General features: G+C 64.6%; 18 protein-coding genes. 13 read left to right on the forward strand and 5 right to left on the reverse strand.

Annotation, left to right across the window (positions count from 1 at the left end):
- The first annotated feature begins 114 nt into the window (after positions 1-114).
- From K3F49_RS02520 to K3F49_RS02530, 3 genes are read left to right on the forward strand one after another with little or no spacing between them, the layout of a single operon-like run.
- Positions 115-1,470: a 3-carboxy-cis,cis-muconate cycloisomerase gene (locus K3F49_RS02520; RefSeq protein WP_234679256.1), complete on the forward strand. Its 1,356-nt coding sequence runs from the start codon at positions 115-117 to the stop codon at positions 1,468-1,470.
- Positions 1,471-1,504: 34 nt separating this feature from the next.
- The gene (pcaD, locus tag K3F49_RS02525) at positions 1,505-2,287 is read left to right on the forward strand and encodes a 3-oxoadipate enol-lactonase (RefSeq protein ID WP_234679258.1); all 783 of its coding nucleotides are present in this window, start codon (positions 1,505-1,507) and stop codon (positions 2,285-2,287) included.
- Between the two features lie 20 nt (positions 2,288-2,307).
- On the forward strand, positions 2,308-2,700 hold the full coding sequence (locus K3F49_RS02530) for a carboxymuconolactone decarboxylase family protein (protein ID WP_234679260.1): 393 nt from the start codon (positions 2,308-2,310) through the stop codon (positions 2,698-2,700).
- On the opposite strand, the gene K3F49_RS02535 is transcribed toward K3F49_RS02530, so the two are convergent.
- Together K3F49_RS02535 and K3F49_RS02540 are read right to left on the reverse strand one after the other, a co-directional pair.
- Positions 2,662-3,192, reverse strand: a complete 531-nt coding sequence (locus tag K3F49_RS02535) for a hypothetical protein (protein WP_234679262.1) — start codon at positions 3,190-3,192, stop codon at positions 2,662-2,664. The genes K3F49_RS02530 and K3F49_RS02535 overlap by 39 nt on opposite strands.
- Before the next feature lie 181 nt (positions 3,193-3,373).
- Positions 3,374-3,532 carry a hypothetical protein gene (locus tag K3F49_RS02540; protein ID WP_234679264.1) on the reverse strand — a complete coding sequence of 53 codons (159 nt, stop codon included), beginning with the start codon at positions 3,530-3,532 and terminating at the stop codon, positions 3,374-3,376.
- 288 nt (positions 3,533-3,820) lie between these two features.
- On the opposite strand from K3F49_RS02540, the gene K3F49_RS02545 reads away from it, so the two are divergent.
- From K3F49_RS02545 to K3F49_RS02565, 5 genes are all read left to right on the forward strand, one after another.
- Complete coding sequence (locus K3F49_RS02545; RefSeq protein WP_234679266.1) at positions 3,821-4,738, forward strand: ABC transporter permease subunit; 918 nt, start codon at positions 3,821-3,823, stop codon at positions 4,736-4,738.
- Between the two features lie 13 nt (positions 4,739-4,751).
- On the forward strand, positions 4,752-6,077 hold the full coding sequence (gene livM, locus K3F49_RS02550; protein ID WP_234679268.1) for a high-affinity branched-chain amino acid ABC transporter permease LivM: 1,326 nt from the start codon (positions 4,752-4,754) through the stop codon (positions 6,075-6,077).
- Complete coding sequence (locus K3F49_RS02555) at positions 6,074-6,907, forward strand: ABC transporter ATP-binding protein (RefSeq protein WP_234679270.1); 834 nt, start codon at positions 6,074-6,076, stop codon at positions 6,905-6,907. Before livM ends, K3F49_RS02555 begins: the two co-directional genes overlap by 4 nt.
- Positions 6,904-7,647: an ABC transporter ATP-binding protein gene (locus tag K3F49_RS02560; RefSeq protein ID WP_234679272.1), complete on the forward strand. Its 744-nt coding sequence runs from the start codon at positions 6,904-6,906 to the stop codon at positions 7,645-7,647. Before K3F49_RS02555 ends, K3F49_RS02560 begins: the two co-directional genes overlap by 4 nt.
- A gap of 148 nt (positions 7,648-7,795) precedes the next feature.
- Positions 7,796-8,914 carry a branched-chain amino acid ABC transporter substrate-binding protein gene (locus tag K3F49_RS02565; protein ID WP_234679274.1) on the forward strand — a complete coding sequence of 373 codons (1,119 nt, stop codon included), beginning with the start codon at positions 7,796-7,798 and terminating at the stop codon, positions 8,912-8,914.
- 75 nt (positions 8,915-8,989) lie between these two features.
- Here the strand turns inward: K3F49_RS02565 and K3F49_RS02570 are convergent, their stop codons facing one another.
- Positions 8,990-9,376 (reverse strand): response regulator, encoded by a 387-nt coding sequence (locus tag K3F49_RS02570; protein ID WP_234679276.1) that lies wholly within the window; start codon positions 9,374-9,376, stop codon positions 8,990-8,992.
- A 252-nt stretch (positions 9,377-9,628) separates the two neighbouring features.
- On the opposite strand from K3F49_RS02570, the gene K3F49_RS02575 reads away from it, so the two are divergent.
- Together K3F49_RS02575 and K3F49_RS02580 are read left to right on the forward strand one after the other, a co-directional pair.
- Entirely contained in the window at positions 9,629-12,433 is a 2,805-nt protein-coding gene (locus tag K3F49_RS02575) for a PAS domain S-box protein (RefSeq protein WP_234679278.1), read from the forward strand.
- Between the two features lie 55 nt (positions 12,434-12,488).
- On the forward strand, positions 12,489-13,484 hold the full coding sequence (locus K3F49_RS02580) for a P1 family peptidase (RefSeq protein WP_234679280.1): 996 nt from the start codon (positions 12,489-12,491) through the stop codon (positions 13,482-13,484).
- Between the two features lie 15 nt (positions 13,485-13,499).
- On the opposite strand, the gene K3F49_RS02585 is transcribed toward K3F49_RS02580, so the two are convergent.
- Positions 13,500-14,336, reverse strand: coding sequence for an EF-hand domain-containing protein (locus tag K3F49_RS02585; RefSeq protein WP_234679282.1), 837 nt, complete (start codon positions 14,334-14,336; stop codon positions 13,500-13,502).
- A gap of 253 nt (positions 14,337-14,589) precedes the next feature.
- Here K3F49_RS02585 and rpe point away from each other — a divergent pair, with 253 nt between their 5' ends.
- From rpe to K3F49_RS02600, 3 genes are all read left to right on the forward strand, one after another.
- Positions 14,590-15,291: a ribulose-phosphate 3-epimerase gene (gene rpe / locus K3F49_RS02590; RefSeq protein WP_234679284.1), complete on the forward strand. Its 702-nt coding sequence runs from the start codon at positions 14,590-14,592 to the stop codon at positions 15,289-15,291.
- Positions 15,292-15,442: 151 nt separating this feature from the next.
- Positions 15,443-15,583 carry a hypothetical protein gene (locus K3F49_RS02595; RefSeq protein WP_234679286.1) on the forward strand — a complete coding sequence of 47 codons (141 nt, stop codon included), beginning with the start codon at positions 15,443-15,445 and terminating at the stop codon, positions 15,581-15,583.
- Positions 15,584-15,672: 89 nt separating this feature from the next.
- Positions 15,673-15,864, forward strand: a complete 192-nt coding sequence (locus K3F49_RS02600) for a hypothetical protein (RefSeq protein ID WP_234679288.1) — start codon at positions 15,673-15,675, stop codon at positions 15,862-15,864.
- A gap of 5 nt (positions 15,865-15,869) precedes the next feature.
- Here the strand turns inward: K3F49_RS02600 and K3F49_RS02605 are convergent, their stop codons facing one another.
- On the reverse strand, positions 15,870-17,318 hold the full coding sequence (locus K3F49_RS02605) for a bifunctional serine/threonine-protein kinase/universal stress protein (RefSeq protein WP_234679290.1): 1,449 nt from the start codon (positions 17,316-17,318) through the stop codon (positions 15,870-15,872).

Below are 17,318 nucleotides of genomic sequence, written 5' to 3' on the forward strand. Positions count from 1 at the left end.
AAAGGAAAGAGCCGGCCTTGGTCACGTGCAATGCATATTCGCACCTGCAAAATGTCTTGTGCAGTCAGTCAGGGATTGGCAGAGCCGGAGCATGGTGATTAGGTCCGGCGCAACATGAGCACAGCCCTCTCCCCCCTGCTTGCGCCGATGCTGTCGAGCGCAGCCATGCGCGCCGTCTGCGACGACCGCTCCACCCTGCAAAACATGCTCGATTTCGAGGCAGCCCTGGCCCGGGCCGAGGCCGCCGCGGGTGTGATTCCCGCATCCGCAGTGGGCCCGATCGCGGCCGCCTGCAAGGCTGACACCTTCGACATGGCTGCGCTGGCCGAGGCCGCGACCCGGTCGGGCAATCTCGCGATCCCCCTGGTGAAGACGCTGACCGCCAATGTCGGCAAGGCCGACGTCGGAGCCGCCCGCTACGTGCATTGGGGGGCGACCAGCCAGGACGTCATCGACAGCGCGACCATGCTCGGCTTGCGCGCTGCGATCGATGTGCTGGACGCTGATCTCAACCGCGCCATCAAGGGCTTTGCGACCCTTGCCCGCGCCCATCGCAACACCGCGATGGTGGCACGGACCTGGCTCCAGCACGCGCTGCCGATGCCGTTCGGGCTGAAGGCCGCCGAATACGCATCGAGTCTTGCCCGTGCCCGCTGCCGCCTGCGGCGGCTCCGCCGCGAGGGCCTTGCGCTGCAATTCGGCGGCGCCGCCGGCACGCTCGCCGCCCTCGGCGACAACGGGCTCGCGGTGGCCGAACGGCTGGCGCAGGAGCTGAACCTGCCATTGCCCGAAGCGCCCTGGCACACCCATCGCGACCGCATCGCGGAAGCCGCCTCAAGCTTCGCGATTCTGGCCGGCAGCTGCGGCAAGATCGCGCGCGACGTCTCGCTGATGATGCAGACCGATGTTGGCGAAGCATTCGAGCCCGCCGGCGAGGGCCGCGGCGGTTCCTCGACCATGCCGCACAAGCGCAACCCGGTCGCGGCCGCAAGCGCGCTCGGCTGCGCGACCATGGCGCCGCAGCTCGCCGCGACGATCTTTGCGGCCCAGGTGCAGGACCACGAGCGCAGCGCCGGCCCATGGCACGCGGAATGGCCGACGCTGCCGCAATTGATGCTGGTGACCTCCGGCGCGCTTGCGGCCATCGTCGACATCGCCGAGGGACTGGACGTCGATGCCGCGCGCATGCGCAGCAATCTCGATGCGACGCACGGGCTGGTCATGGCGGAAGCCGTGACTTTTGCCCTCGCCGACAAGATCGGCAAGAGCGACGCCCATCATCTGATCGAGGCCGCGAGCAAGCGCGCGGTTGCCGAGAAGAAACATCTGCGCGAAATTCTCGCCGCCGATTCGCAGGTCACCGCGCATCTGACGCCCGAGAAAATAACGGCATTACTTGAGCCGATGGCCTATCAAGGGGCTTCTCAAGCCCTGATCGACCGGCTGCTCGACAGCCTCGAGCGCGAATAGAGCAGCCCTGAGCGAAAAGAAACGGAGACGCCGCATGCCCATGATCGATGCCGACGGTTGCCTGATCAACGTCTCCGTCGAGGGCCGCGACGGCGGGCCGACCTTGATGCTCTCCAACTCGCTCGGCTGTACGCTGCAGATGTGGGAGCCGCAGATGAAGGCGCTGACGCAGGTGTTCCGCGTCATCCGCTACGATCGCCGAGGCCACGGCAAGTCCACCGTGCCGCCCGCGCCCTATACGATGGAACGTTTCGGCCGCGACGTGCTCGCGATCCTCGACGATCTCAACATCGAGAAGGTGCATTGGTGCGGCCTGTCGATGGGCGGAATGGTCGGGCAATGGCTGGGCGCCAATGCGCCTGAGCGCTTCGGCAAGCTCATCCTCGCCAACACCTCCTGCTATTACGCCGAGCCGACCAAATGGCTGGAGCGCATCGAGGCCGTCAAGAAGGGCGGCATCGCCGCGGTCGCCGACGCCGTGATCGCCGGCTGGCTCACCCAGGACTTCCGCGAGCGCGAGCCTGACATCACCGCCAGGATGAAAGCGATGCTGCTGGCGACCCCGGTCGAAGGGTATCTCGCCTGCTGCGAAGCCCTGTCGACCCTCGACCAGCGCGCACTGCTGCCGAAGATCAAGAGCCCGACGCTGGTGATCGCCGGCCGCCATGACCAGGCCACCCCGATCTCTGCGGGCGAGCTGATCCGCTCGAACATTCCCGGCGCGAGCATGACCATCATCGACGCCGCCCACATTTCCAATGTCGAGCAGCCCCACGCGTTCACCGACGCGGTGGTGGGATTTTTGACGCAACGGTAGTCGCGATCCGGAGAAACAACATGGACGACCAGAAGCGCCGCGATGCCGGCATGAACGTGCGGCGAAAAGTGCTGGGCAATGCCTGGGTCGACAAGTCGATCGCCAACCGCAACGCCTTCAACACCGATTTTCAGGACATGATCACCCGCTACGCCTGGGGTGAGATCTGGACGCGTCCGCATTTCGACGAGCGTACCCGACGGGTTCTGGTGATCGGCACCATGGTCGCGCTTGGGCAATGGGATGAATTCCGCCTGCACGTGCGCGCGGCGCTCGCCGAAGGCGGCTTCACTCCCGACGACATCAAGGAAATTCTGCTGCAGCAGGCGATCTATTGCGGCGTTCCGGCGGCAAACCACGCCGTCAAGGAAGCCTCAACGATTGTGCAGGAGCTCGGCCTGCTCAAGACCTAGCGGCGCGGTGTTCGCGACCTCGACGGTCTTCGGCGCAGCCGCCGGCCGCTCGGTCACCAGCACGACCGCGGCACCGAGCAGCAACAGCAGTTCGGTTGCGTGCAGCCGAAGCGCGGCCATCTCGCCGACCTTCGAGGCCATCACCATGCTCACAAACGAGATCAGGCTGCCGATCGCGAGCGCGATGCCGAGCGCCTCGTCGCTGGCCCCGCTCTTGCGGGTGCGCGGAATGGCGAGCAGCGCAAGATAGATCGCAAAGAATGCCACCACGGTCAGGCGTCCGAGTGCCAGCAACCAGGCGGCGCGCACCGTGCTCATGCCGGACATCTGAAGCTGGTCGCTGAGGAACAGCGCCACTGCAACGCTCGGCCGCTCGTAGAGGCCGTGCACCGGCGCCACCATGATGTTAAAGGCGACCATCGTCCAGGCCGGAATGAAATAGGCCGCCAGCAACGCGCCATTGACCGAGCCGATCCGCCAATTCCTGAACATGCCGCTTCCCGCTTCGTCTGCTACCCGCCTTCAAGGGAAGGCTTTGCCGAGCTAACTCGCATCGGACTGTGGCGGCAATTTAAACCCTTTGTTTACCTTAATCGCCCCGCTGGTCCGTTCATCCCAAGAAAAAGGCCCCGCCTTTCGGCGGGGTCTCTTCGTCACTCCTGGGCTCCCAAAACTACTTGTTGTCCTGACGAGGCTGGCCGCCCTGCTGCTGACCGGGCTTCTCGCCCTGGCGCTGCGGGTCCTGCTGTTGCTGACCGGGCTTCTGGCCACCACCCTGCTGGCCGGGGTTCTGGCTCTGTTGGCCCGGCTTCTGATTTTGCTGGTTCGTCATGGGGAACTCCCTTGTTGGACGTCAGTGTGGAAATAACCGTCGCCCTCGACTTTGGTTGCTCCGCAAACCCGGTTCCTCGCAGTTGCGGGAACCAGGACATGACATCCGTAGCCGAAATGATCTCTGTACAAGCCTTTATGCCAAGGCATGGCCAGTTGCAGCCACCAGTTCCGTCCTGTTACAAAACGGGAAGAACGCTTAAGGGCTGCCGGGGCCCGAGAAGAAACGTTAGCACACTCTCTCGAAGACCTCCCTTTGAGTCGCGTCAGGTTTGGGTAACGGCAGCCTATGGATTATTTCGCCCAGCAGCTCATCAACGGCCTCGTGCTCGGCTCCATCTACGGCCTGATCGCGATCGGCTACACGATGGTCTACGGCATCGTCGGCATGATCAATTTCGCCCATGGCGATATCTTCATGATCGGCGGCTTCATCGCCCTGATCACCTTCCTGATTTTGATCTCGCTCGGCCTGACCGCGATCCCGGTGATCCTGCTGGTCGTGCTGCTGGTCTCGATGGCGATCACCGCGCTCTATGGCTGGACCATCGAGCGCATCGCTTACCGGCCGCTGCGCCATTCCTTTCGCCTCGCCCCGATGCTGTCGGCGATCGGCATGTCCTTCGTGCTGACCAACTACTCGCAGGTGGCGCAAGGCGCCCGCGTCAAACCGATCCCGCCCCTCATCACCGGCGGCTACACGCTGCATGAGAGCGTGGACGGTTTCGTGATCAGGCTGTCCAACGTGCAGATCTTGGTGGTTGTCACCACCATCGTGCTGCTCGGGATATTCACCTGGCTGGTCTCGCGCACGCGGCTCGGGCGCGACATGCGCGCCTGCGAGCAGGACCAGACCATGGCGGCACTGCTCGGCGTCGACGTCGACCGCACCATCTCCATGACCTTCGTGATCGGCGCCGCACTCGCCGCGGTCGCCGGCCTGATGTACCTGCTCTATTACGGCCTGGTCGATTTCTTCATGGGCTTCGTCGCAGGCATCAAGGCCTTCACCGCCGCCGTGCTCGGCGGCATCGGTTCACTGCCCGGCGCCATGCTCGGCGGCCTCGCGATCGGCCTGATCGAGACGTTCTGGTCGGCCTATTTCTCGGTCGAGTACAAGGACGTCGCCGCGTTCTCGATCCTGATCGTCGTGCTGATCTTCATGCCGACCGGCCTGCTCGGCCGTCCCGAAGTCGAAAAAGTCTGACGGACCGCCCCGCGTGACAGCCACCCCGCACGAGACCGCCAAAGCAAGTCGCACCGCCGGCATTCCCTTTCTTCTAAAGACCGCTTTCATCAACGCAGTGATTGCGCTGGTGCTGTTCTCGCTGATGATCGGCATCCGCACCGAAGCGGGCTCCGACGGCCAGCTCACCTATTGGACGCGCTTCGGCGATCTCGCCTCGATCGTCGCCGCGGTGTTCGGCGGCTCGATCGTGATCGAGCTGCTCAGGCAATGGATCGGCCCGACCGGCGCCGAGAAGCTGGTGCCGCCGGCCGTGCAAAGCGGGATGTCGTTCATCGGCCGCTACCTCGCGCCGGCACTCCTGGTCTTCACGCTGCTGGTGCCCGTGATCTTCTATAACCAGCGCTACATCCTCGACCTCGCGATCCTCGTGCTCACCTATGTGATGCTGGGTTGGGGGCTGAACGTGGTGGTCGGGCTCGCGGGCCTGCTCGATCTCGGCTACGTCGCCTTCTACGCCGTCGGCGCCTATTCCTACGCCCTGCTCGCCACCAATTTCGGCTGGTCGTTCTGGGTCTGCCTGCCGCTCGCCGGCATCCTTGCCGCGTTCTGGGGCGTGCTGCTCGGCTTTCCCGTGCTGCGCCTGCGCGGCGACTATCTTGCGATCGTGACGCTCGCCTTCGGCGAGATCATCCGTCTCGTCATCATCAACTGGCAGGATCTGACCGGTGGTCCGAACGGCGTTTCCGGCATTCCGCGCCCGACCTTCTTCGGCATTCCGCTCGACAACAGCGACGACGGGCTGGCTGCAAAACTCCGCATCGAATACTCGCCGACCCACCGCATCGTCTTCCTGTTCTATCTGATCCTGGCGCTGGCGCTGCTGACCAATTGGGTCACGATCCGCCTGCGCCGCCTGCCGATCGGCCGCGCCTGGGAGGCGCTGCGCGAGGACGAGGTCGCTTGCCGCGCGCTCGGCATCAACACCACGACCACCAAGCTCACGGCGTTCGCAACAGGCGCCATGTTCGGCGGCTTTGCCGGCGCGTTCTTCGCGACCCGCCAGGGCTTCATCAGCCCGGAATCCTTCACCTTCCAGGAATCGGCGCTGGTGCTCGCCATCGTCGTGCTCGGCGGCATGGGCTCGCAGCTCGGCGTCGCGCTCGCGGCCCTTGCCATGATCGGCGGCTTCGAGCTGTTCCGCAGCCTGGAGACCTACCGCATGCTGGTGTTCGGCATGGCCATGGTGCTGATCATGATCTGGCGGCCGCGCGGTCTGATCGGCCATCGCGCGCCAACCGTGTATCTGACCAAGGCGCAGGCAATCTCCTCCGACCTCGTCAAGGAGGGCCATGGATGAGCGGTGAGCCAATTCTCAGCGTCGACCGGCTCACCATGCGTTTCGGCGGCATCGTCGCCGTTCATGACCTGTCGTTCGCGGCCGAACCGAAAAAGATCACGGCGCTGATCGGACCGAACGGCGCCGGCAAGACCACCGTCTTCAACTGCATCACCGGCTTCTACAAGCCGAGCGGCGGCGCCATTCGCCTCACCCACGACGATGGCCGGCAGATCGCGCTGGAACGGCTCAACGATTTCCGCATCGCCAAGCAGGCCAAGGTCGCCCGCACCTTCCAGAACATCCGGCTGTTTCCCGGCATGACGGCGCTCGAAAACCTGATGGTGGCGCAGCACAATACCTTGATGCGCGCCTCCGGCTTTACGTTTCTCGGCCTGATCGGCGTTCCCACCTATCGCGACGCCGAGAAGCAGGCGATCGCGCTGGCCACCGACTGGCTCAAGCGGATCAATCTGCTCGACCGCGCCGATGACGCCGCCGGCAATCTCGCCTATGGCGACCAGCGCCGGCTCGAGATCGCCCGCGCGATGTGCACGGAGCCCGCGCTACTCTGCCTGGACGAGCCGGCCGCAGGCCTCAATGCGCGCGAGAGCGCCGCGCTCAGCGAGCTCCTGCTGTCGATCCGCAACGAGATCGGCACCTCGATCCTCCTGATCGAGCACGACATGTCGGTGGTGATGGAGATCTCCGACCACATCGTGGTGATGGACCATGGCGTGAAGATCGCGCAGGGCACGCCGCGAGAGGTCCGCGACGATCCCAAAGTGATCGCCGCCTATCTCGGCACCGACGAGGAAGAGGCTGCGGCCGTGATGGAGAGCGGGTCGTGACGTCCGCCCCCACGCCCCTGCTCGCGATCCGCAGCTTGCGCGCCGCCTACGGCAAGATCGAGGCGCTGAAGGGCGTCGACGTCGAGATCAATCCCGGCGAGATCGTGGCGCTGATTGGCGCCAACGGCGCCGGCAAATCGACGCTGATGATGACGATCTTCGGCAAGCCGCGCGCCCGCGCCGGCCAGATCCTGTACGAAGGCCGCGACATCACCGACGTCCCCACCCACGAGATCGCGCACTTACGCATCGCGCAGTCGCCGGAAGGCCGCCGCATCTTCCCGCGCATGAGCGTCGCTGAAAACCTCCAGATGGGGGCGGACGCCACCGGATGCACCGACGCGGAACGGGAGGCGACGCTGCTGCGCGTGTTCACGCTGTTTCCGCGCCTGAAGGAACGCTATGCCCAGCGCGGCGGCACGCTGTCCGGCGGCGAGCAGCAGATGCTGGCGATCGGGCGCGCCCTGATGAGCCGCCCCCGCCTGCTCCTGCTCGACGAGCCTTCGCTTGGCCTCGCGCCACTGATCGCCCGGCAGATCTTCGACGCGATCCGCACCCTGAACCGGCAGGACGGCCTGACCGTCCTGATCGTGGAGCAGAACGCCAACCATGCGCTCAAGCTCGCCCATCGCGGCTATGTCATGGTCAATGGCCTGATCACGCTGGCCGGGACCGGCGCCCAGTTGCTGCAGCGCCCCGAGATTCGCGCCGCCTATCTGGAAGGCGGCCGGCACGGCTGACCGGGCCGAAGTGCGGTCGAATGTGGCGAAAATCGCGGCTGTGACCGTATTTTGCCGGTGACTTCTCCCAGGATTCATTCAAGAATGGCGCTGGTTTGAACCGGGCCAACCCGGCAACTTCCACAGGCGATCACCCACGAGGTATCTCATGAAATCACTGAAGCTCATCGGTCTGGCATTCGGCGCGTCGATCGCGCTGTCGAGCGCGGCCTTCGCGCAGGATGTCACCATCGCAGTCGCAGGCCCGATGACAGGCACGGAGTCCGCATTCGGCCGGCAGATGAAGAACGGCGCCGAGATGGCCGTGGCTGATCTCAACGCCGCCGGCGGCGTCAACGGCAAGAAGCTCGCGCTCAACGTCGAGGACGATGCCTGCGATCCGAAACAGGCGCGCTCGGTCGCCGAGAAGATCGCTGGGGCCAAGATCCCGTTCGTGGCCGGGCATTATTGCTCGTCGTCGTCGATCCCGGCATCCGAAGCCTATGCCGACGGCAATGTGCTTGAGATCACGCCGGCCTCGACCAATCCGCTCTTCACCGAGCGCAAGCTCTGGAACGTGGCGCGCGTCTGCGGCCGTGACGATCAGCAGGGCCTGATCGCGGCGCAGTACATCGCCAAGAACTTCAAGGGCAAGAACATCGCGATCCTCAACGACAAGACCACCTACGGCAAGGGTCTTGCGGACGAGACCAAGAAGGCGCTCAACAAGGCCGGCATCACCGAGAAGATGTACGAGTCCTACAACAAGGGCGACAAGGACTTTAACGCGATCGTCTCGCGCCTGAAGCGCGACAACATCGATCTCGTTTATGTCGGCGGCTATCACCAGGAAAGCGGCTTGATCCTGCGCCAGATGCGCGACCAGGGCCTCAAGACTATCCTGATGGCCGGAGACGCGCTTGCCGACAAGGAATACGCCTCCATCACCGGCCCCGCCGGCGAGGGCACGCTGTTCACCTTCGGCCCCGATCCGCGCAACAAGCCGACCGCAAAGAAGATCGTCGACGCGTTCAAGGCCAAGAACATCGATCCCGAAGGCTACACGCTCTACACCTACGCGGCGATGCAGGTCTGGTCGCAGGCTGCCAAGAAGGCCGGCACCACCGACGCCAAGAAGGTTATGGAAGCGATGAAGGCCGGCAAGTGGGACACCGTGATCGGCCCGATCGAGTATGACGCCAAGGGCGACATCAAGCAGCTCGACTACGTCGTCTATAAGTGGGACGCGAAGGGCGGCTACGCCGAGATCAAGGGCAACGGCACCTGAGACACGACGCCTGACCCTTTAACCAGACCGACGTCAACGCCCCGGTTCGCCGGGGCGTTTTCTGTTGCAGTCCGATCAGACGGCTGCGGCCAATTCGCCGCCCGCAGCTTCTTGCGCCTTCAGGATCGCTTGCAGCAGGTCGTTCGGCCGAAACGGCTTTTGCAGGCAGACCACGCCGTCAAGCCCGGGCGCCTCGCCCATGAAGTCCAGCGCCGTCATGCCTGATATCGCCACGATCGGAAATCCGGGGACCCGCTCGCGAATAGCGGCCATGACCTCGATACCGCTGGTGTCGGCCAGAAAAATGTCGACAATCGCTGCGTCGAAAACGTTCTCGCTGAAGGCCTTCAGGCCGACGGCGCCGCTCTCCGCTTCAACTACGTCATAACGATTGACCCGAAGGACGATCGAGACCATGGCGCGGACGTCCTTCTGGTCGTCGACAACAAGGACACGGGGCATGGGAACAACTCCCGGATTCACATCATTAATTGGTTCAATTCAACTGCGACGTGCGCCAAGGCAGTATGGGGCGGTCCAGTAAAGCCAACCTTACCGATTGCCTATTCCGAGTCCCTATCCAAGTTAAGTAAGCTGTAACCCTCGGTTGAGTCGTGGGCGCATTTTGTTCGGACGCGCGCCCGGAGCCGGCTACCATGGAGGCCAAGGCGGACGAGCCAAGGCAGCCGGCCAACGAAGTCATGTGGATTACCCATGCCGACCCAGCGAGAGGTCAACGTGCACGCAAAGAACGACCGAAGCACATTCCTTTCGACCTTGCCGGCCACGCAGAGCGACCGCGCTGCAGCATTGGCCATCGTCGGAATCTCCGCGATCCTGTTCGCGCTGGCTGTGCCCTTCGCAGGCAAGCCGCTGGTCCAGGTGCCGGCCTTCGTGGCCAGCTACCAATCGGCGCTGGCCGTCAGCGACATCATCACCGCGGTTCTGCTGCTGTCGCAGTTCACCGTCCTGCGTAGCCGCGCCCTGCTGCTGCTGTCGACCGGGTATCTTTTCACGGCGGCAGCTGCGGTGACCCACGCCCTCACCTTCCCGGGGCTGTTCGCACCGACCGGACTGCTGGGCGCCGGCACACAGACCACGGTCTGGCTCTACATGATCTGGCACGCGGGATTCCCGCTGTTCGTGCTGGCCTATGGCTGGCTCAAGGACAGCAACGGCGGCAACAAGATCGACGGACCGACCGAGCGTCCCATCGTGCTCGCCGTCCTCGGCGTGATCGTCGCGATAGTCGCCATCGCCTGGATCGTCACGGCCCAGCACGATCTGCTGCCGGTCCTGCTGAGAGACGGCCGCTACACCACCACCATGATCGGCGTGGTATCGTTCGTCTGGTCGTTGAGTTTCGCCGCGCTGATCACGCTGTGGTTCCGCAAGCCGCACACGGTGATCGACATCTGGCTCATGGTCACGATGTGCGCATGGTTGTTCGACATCGCGCTCTCGGCGATCGTCAACGTCGCCCGCTACGATCTCGGCTTCTATGCCGGCCGCCTCTATGGCCTCGCTGCCGCGAGCTTCGTACTCGCCGTGCTCCTGATCGAGAACGTCCGCCTCCAGGCGCACACGGTGGGCCTCGTCGGCCGGCTGCGCGAACAGTCGGCCTCGGATCGCGACTACTACGGCAAACGCCTCGCGCTGTACGGCGCCGTCGTCGAATCCTCCAACGATGCGATCATCACCGAGTCGCTCGACGGCATCATCACCGGCTGGAACAAGGCTGCCGAGCACCTGTTCGGCTATTCTGCCGCCGAGGCCGTCGGCCAGTCGATCTACCTCGTGGTGCCGGAGGACCGGAGGGCCGAAGCCAGGGGAATTCTCAACCGCGTCAGCAGCAACGAGTCGATCGCCCAGCACGAGACAGTCCGCATTCGCAAGGACGGCCGTCAACTCGACGTCATCGTGAACATCTCGCCGCTACGATCGGACAGCGGGCAAATCATCGGTGCATCAAAGATCGCTCACGACATCACCGAGGAAAAGCAATCGCGCGAGAAGCTGCGCCGCGAGACCGAGGAGCGCCAGCGCATCTTCGAGACCTCGCGCGACCTGATCCTGGTCACCGATGGTTTCGGCAACTTCATCCAGGTCAGCCCGAGCGTGAAGGACATCCTCGGCTTGAGCCCCGAGGACATGATCGGGCACAGCGCGACCGACTTCATCCATCCCGACGACCTCGAGAGGACGCGGGGCGAGATGCGCGCGGCGCGCCGCGGCCAGACCAAGCGCAGCTTCGAGGCGCGCTACTATCATTTTGACGGCCACGAAGTCACGCTGAACTGGATGGGCACGTGGTCCGAACCGGTGAAGCGCCATTTCTTCATCGGCCGCGACCTCACCGAGAAGCAGGCTGCGGAGGCCCAGTTCCGGCAGGTCCAGAAGATGGACTCTATCGGCCAGCTGACCGGCGGCGTCGCCCACGATTTCAACAATGTGCTCACCGTCATCACCGGCACGATCGGCATCCTGGCGGATGCAGTCGCCGACCAGCCCGAGCTCGCCGCCATCACCAAGCTGATCGACGATGCCGCCGAGCGCGGCGCGCAGCTGACCAAGCATCTGCTCGCCTTCGCCCGCAAGCAGCCGCTTCAGCCGCGCGAGATCGACGTCAATGCGCTGACGCTCGAGGCGGCCAAGCTGTTGCACCCGACGCTTGGCGAGCAGATCACAATCATGCCGCAGCTCACCGAGGATGCCTGGCCCGCTCTGGTCGATCCGGGCCAACTCTCCACCGCGATCCTCAATCTTGCGCTGAACGCCCGCGATGCGATGCCCGACGGCGGCACGCTGGTGCTTGAGACCCGCAACATCTTCCTCGACGACGGTTATGCCAGCATGAATCCCGACGTCGTCGCCGGCAATTACGTGATGATCGCGGTGAGCGACACAGGCTCGGGCATTCCGGCGGACTTGATCGAGCGCGTGTTCGATCCCTTCTTCACCACCAAGGAAGTCGGCAAGGGTACCGGCCTCGGCCTGAGCATGGTGTTCGGCTTCGTCAAGCAATCCGGCGGCCACATCAAGATCTACAGCGAGGAAGGCCACGGCACGAGCGTGAAGATCTACCTGCCGCGTTCGAGCGGCGTGCAGGAAACCGAGTACGAGGCGCTGCAGAACGTGCCCATCGCGGGCGGCAACGAGAGAATTCTCGTCGTCGAGGACGACGCGCTGGTGCGGCAGTATGTGATGACCCAGGTCAAGAGCCTCGGTTATACCGCGCTCGAAGCGGCCAACGCGGCCGAAGCCCTCGTCATCATCGATGCCGACAAGGACATCGACCTGCTGTTCACCGACGTCATCATGCCCGGCAACATGAACGGCCGCCAGCTCGCCGACGAGGCGGCGCGGCGGCGTCCCGAGCTGAAGACGCTGTTCACCTCAGGCTATACGGAAAACGCCATCGTCCATCACGGCCGGCTGGATTCCGGCGTGCTGCTGCTGGCAAAGCCCTACCGCAAGTCGGAGCTCGCCAAGATGCTCAGGACGGCGCTGGCGAGTTGAGCGTGCCGCTCGCCTGCGCTATCGCTGAGGCGATGCAGCGCATGGAGTGCCGTCCTTGAAAAACCTCCTCACCGATATCGCCGGCGTCCGCGTCGGCCACGCCCACGATGCAAAACTCGCTTCGGGCACGACCGCGATTGTGTTCGACCAGCCGGCGGTAGCGGCGATCGACGTCCGCGGCGGCGGTCCCGGCACGCGCGAGGACGCGTTGCTCGATCCTGCCAGCACGGTCGAACGCGTTGACGCGATCGCGCTGTCCGGCGGCTCCGCCTTCGGAATCGAGGCCGGCGGCGGCGTCCAGGCCTGGCTTGCCGAGCAGGGCCGCGGCTTCCGCGTGCGTGAGGCGCTGATCCCGATCGTGCCGGGCGCGATCCTGTTCGACCTGCTCAACGGCGGCGACAAGGCCTGGGGCCGCTTCGCACCCTATCGCGATCTCGGCTACACCGCGGCCGCCACCGCCAGGACGGAATTCGCGCTCGGCAGCGTCGGCGCCGGCTACGGTGCCACCACCGCGACTTTCAAGGGCGGGCTCGGCTCGGCATCCGCCGTCACCAGCAGCGGCATCACAGTTGCGGCGCTCGTCGCCGTCAATGCGGTCGGCAGCGCAACCGTCGGCGACGGACCGTGGTTCTGGGCAGCGCCGTTCGAGGTCGACGGCGAGTTTGGCAGCCGCGGACTGCCCGACAAATTCACCAACGACATGCTCAGGATGCGCGTCAAGGGCGGTCCCGCCGCAACCGAGCGCGAAAACACCACGATCGGCATCGTCGTCACCGATGCGGTGCTGACCAAGCCCCAGGCCAAGCGGATGGCGATGATCGCGCATACCGGCTTCGCACGCGCGATCTATCCGGTGCATGCCCCGACCGATGGTGACGTGCTGTTTGCCGCCGCGACATGCGCGAAGCCGATCGATCCGATTGTCGGCATGACCGAGCTCGGCATGGTCGCTGCCAACGTGGTTGCGCGCGCGATCGCCCGCGGCATCTACAGCGCAACCGCGCTGCCATTCCCGGACGCGCTGCCGGCGTGGAAAGATCGCTTCGGCTAGGACTTCACATCGCGCTTATACGCTCATCGACATCGAGGAAGAGGCCGAGGCAGCGGACGATCCCTGCCCTTGACGCTGCATCATCTGCGCAAACCAGTCATAGGGCGAATGGCCTGCGCCTGATCCATTTGAGGAACTCGAAGCGCCCGGCACGGTGGTCGTCATCTTGAAGCCGTCGGCATAGGTAACGGTGGTGGTGGTCGAACCGTCCGCGCCGGTCGACGTCGTCGAGGTCGACCCGGCGCTCGACGATGACGACGAGGAATCCGAGGCGCTGCCTGACGCATCGTCCGAGCTGCTCGCGGCCTGCGCATGGTGATGGCCGCCATGATGGCCGCCGGTGCCCTTCAGCGCCTTCGACATCTCGTCGAGGCTGACGCTGCCGTCGGAATTGCCATCGAGCTTCGAGAACACGTCGTCGGCCTGCGCCAGATTGGTGCCGCCGGCCCCCAGTGCGTTCTCGAACTCCGACCTGGTGATGTGACCATCGCCGTTGGCGTCGATCTGCGAGAACAGGTCCTTCAACGCGTCGTCCCGGCTGGTCGACGTCGAGGAGGTCGCGCTCGACGACGTGGAGCTGGTCGCGCTGCTCGTGGCGTTCGTGCTGTACGACGACTGGCTTTGCGCGGCGATCAGCGCGCTCATCGTCTCCGGCGAGATCTGCGCGCAATTTCCGGAATTGACCGACGAGGTCGCTCCACTGCTCGTGCTGTTGCTGCCGGTGTCGATCGCGAACGGGTCGGTCGCACCTTGCGACGATCGCGTCTTCTGGGTCGATGACGGGGACTTCGAGTTCGTCAGCGATTGAATGGCATCGAGCGCACTCGAGACGGCACCAAGCGCAAACAACATTGCACAACTCCAACCGATGCGGCATGCCGCGACCAATGTTCTGGCCGTAAAGTCAGCAAGCGTCGTGCCAGCGCGAAAAGCTCAATGAAATCCGTGTCCGCTGCACTCTTTGGGATCGCGGAACATCGGCAATTCATGCCGCCGGCGGCAGAATTTTCCACCCGCAGGAAGCTCATCCTCGCTGCATTGCCCGGCCGCGGGGTCCATGTTAGGCGAGGCCCTTCACCCTTCGGCCGCCACGGGAAACCACGCCATGACCCAAGCCTTCGCCCCCCGCGCTTTGGCAATCGCACCCTCGATCCTGGCCTCGGATTTCTCCAAGCTCGGCGAGGAGGTTCGCGCGGTGGACGCCGCAGGCGCCGACTGGATCCATCTCGACGTGATGGACGGACACTTCGTCCCCAACATCTCCTACGGCCCCGACGTCATCAAGGCGATGCGCCCGCACACCAAGAAGGTGTTCGATGCCCATTTGATGATCTCGCCCTGTGATCCCTATCTCGAGGCCTTTGCCAAGGCCGGCTGCGACCACATCACCGTACATGCCGAGGCGGGTCCCCATTTGCACCGCTCGCTGCAGGCGATCCGCGCGCTCGGCAGGAAGGCCGGCGTCTCGCTCAATCCGGGCACGCCGATCAGCGTGCTCGAATACGTGCTCGACCTGGTCGACCTCGTGCTGGTGATGTCGGTCAACCCGGGCTTCGGCGGTCAGGCTTTCATCCACTCCGCGATCGGCAAGATCCGCGACATCCGCGCGATGACAGCGGGCCGGCCGATCGACATCGAAGTCGACGGCGGCGTCGGCCCCGACAATGCGGGCGCGCTCGCGGCTGCCGGCGCCAATGCTTTCGTCGCCGGCACCTCCGTGTTCAAAGGCGGCACGCAGGAAGCCTACAAGACCAACATCGTAGCGATCCGCAACGCGGCGCTCGGGGCCCGCGGCGAAGCGATCTGAAGCACCGCTACGCGCCCGCAAACCTGCGGTCCTTGCGGGTGTTGCGACGCGCAATGCCTAAAATTGCAACCGCGACCCGTACTCCTCCGGGCTTCCCTGATTCGTGCAAATCACCGCTAGTGATTCCTGCCTGATTGGACAGGAGCACATCATGACGACGACCCTGGTTTGGACTGGCGTGGCGTTGTGGATCGGTTTTTGTGTGTTCGTTGTGTTCGGCCCGTCGGCCGGACCGGTAAGAGCGCCGGCGCGTTCGCCCCGCATCATCGGTCGCGACCGTTATCGGGCCTGATGCCATGCAGTTCGCCCTCGTGAAGCGTCAGCCGAAACGCAGGTGCCGCATCCCGCGCCGGCATTGAGATCTGTTCTGGACCAAGACTGATGAAACCGCACTGCCCGAACTGCCTGAAGGAAATGACCAAGGCGTCAGCGTCGCGCGACCTCTTCAACTGCGAACCCTGCCGCGAGATCATTCAGTACTTCGGCGGCAGTCCGGATCACGGCGAGCCGGGGCCACAATTCTCCTGGCCGATCCGCCGCAAGCGTTCGGTTCACACCGCCCACGCGGCCTGATCTTCCTAGCCCCACACCACGCCGGCGTCTGGTTTCGCCGCAGCCATCCGTGGCGGCCGCACCACGGTGACGGTGCAGGTCGCCTCTGCGGCCACCTTGGCCGAGACGCTGCCGAGCCAGGTACGCTTGAACGAATTTTGTCGCGCCCCGATGATGAGATGGTCGACCGAGTTCATCTCGGCAAATTCCAGCAGCGCCGTGGCGGGATCGACGGCCTCCAGCACGTGAACCGACAGCCGGCTCTCGTCCAGCTTCAAGGGCGTCGCCCAATGCCGAAGCGCCACCAGCCGGTCGATGTGCTTGTTGGAGCCCTGCTCGTCCAGCGTCTTGTCGATGGCAATGCGATTGAGCTTCAGCACGTTGACACAGGTGAGCCGTGCTGACGGCAACGTAGCCAAGATGCGTTCCGTGGTGACCCGCAGCGCCTCGTTCAGCTCCGGCGCCCCCTCTGTCGTGTCGAGCGCGACCGCGACGATCGGGCTCATCGCCATTTGCGTCGCGAGATCCGATCTCGCACCCGGCTGTTTGACGTCCGGGTTGAAACGGCGTCGCCAGGCGACACTGAGGGGATCGCGCTTCATCCGCTCGGCGCGCGCGGTGAGCTTGACCTGGTCCGGATGGGTCAGATCGAAGGCAAGCTGGGCCGCCGTCGGATAGCGCCAGTCCGGTTCGATCTCGAGGCAACGCAGCACCACCTCCTGGAGCCAGGGCGGATAGTCGCTGCGCAAGCTTCGCGGTGGATACGGATCGCGCCAGAGCCGGCGCCGTATCGCGCGCAACGTCTCTCCCTCGCCGAAGGGACGTTCGCCGGTGGTGAAGAAATACAGCAGCACGCCGAGAGAGAACAGATCGCTCCGCGGATCGTCGCGCACGCCGCGAAGCCGCTCCGGCGCCATATACGGCGCCGTGCCGTAAGGCAGGCGGAACTCCGCCTGCAACAAATCGGGCAGATGGTTATGATGCGACAGGCCAAAGTCGATCAGCACGGCCTCATCCAGCATCTTCCCGCCACTCCCGCGGAACATGATGCTGCTCGGCTTGATGTCGTGATGGATCACGTTCTGCCGGTGCAAATCGGCGAGCGCGGTCGCGATTTTTGCGACGAGCAGCCGAACCTCGTCGTAAGGCAGCGGCAAATCGGGCAGCCGCTTGTAGAGTGTGGTCCCCGAAATGCGCTCGATCACGGCGTAAGCCTGATGCGCGAAATCGCCTGTGCCGTAGCAATGCGGCACATGGGGTCCTGTCAGCCGGGGCAGGATCATCATCTCCATCTCGAAGGAGACGATCGCCGCCGGGTCCTCACCCTCGGACGCCCTCGGGATCTTCATCAGCAGCGGCGCATCGATATCGGCATGGGTGACGGTCCAGAGCGTCGCCATGCCGCCGGCATGCACGCACTCGCCGATGGTGTAGCCATCGATGACGGCGCGGGGTTTGACCAGGGGTTTCGGCAT

Origin of the sequence: Bradyrhizobium monzae (assembly GCF_021458635.1) — a bacterium.
Taxonomy (GTDB): domain Bacteria; phylum Pseudomonadota; class Alphaproteobacteria; order Rhizobiales; family Xanthobacteraceae; genus Bradyrhizobium.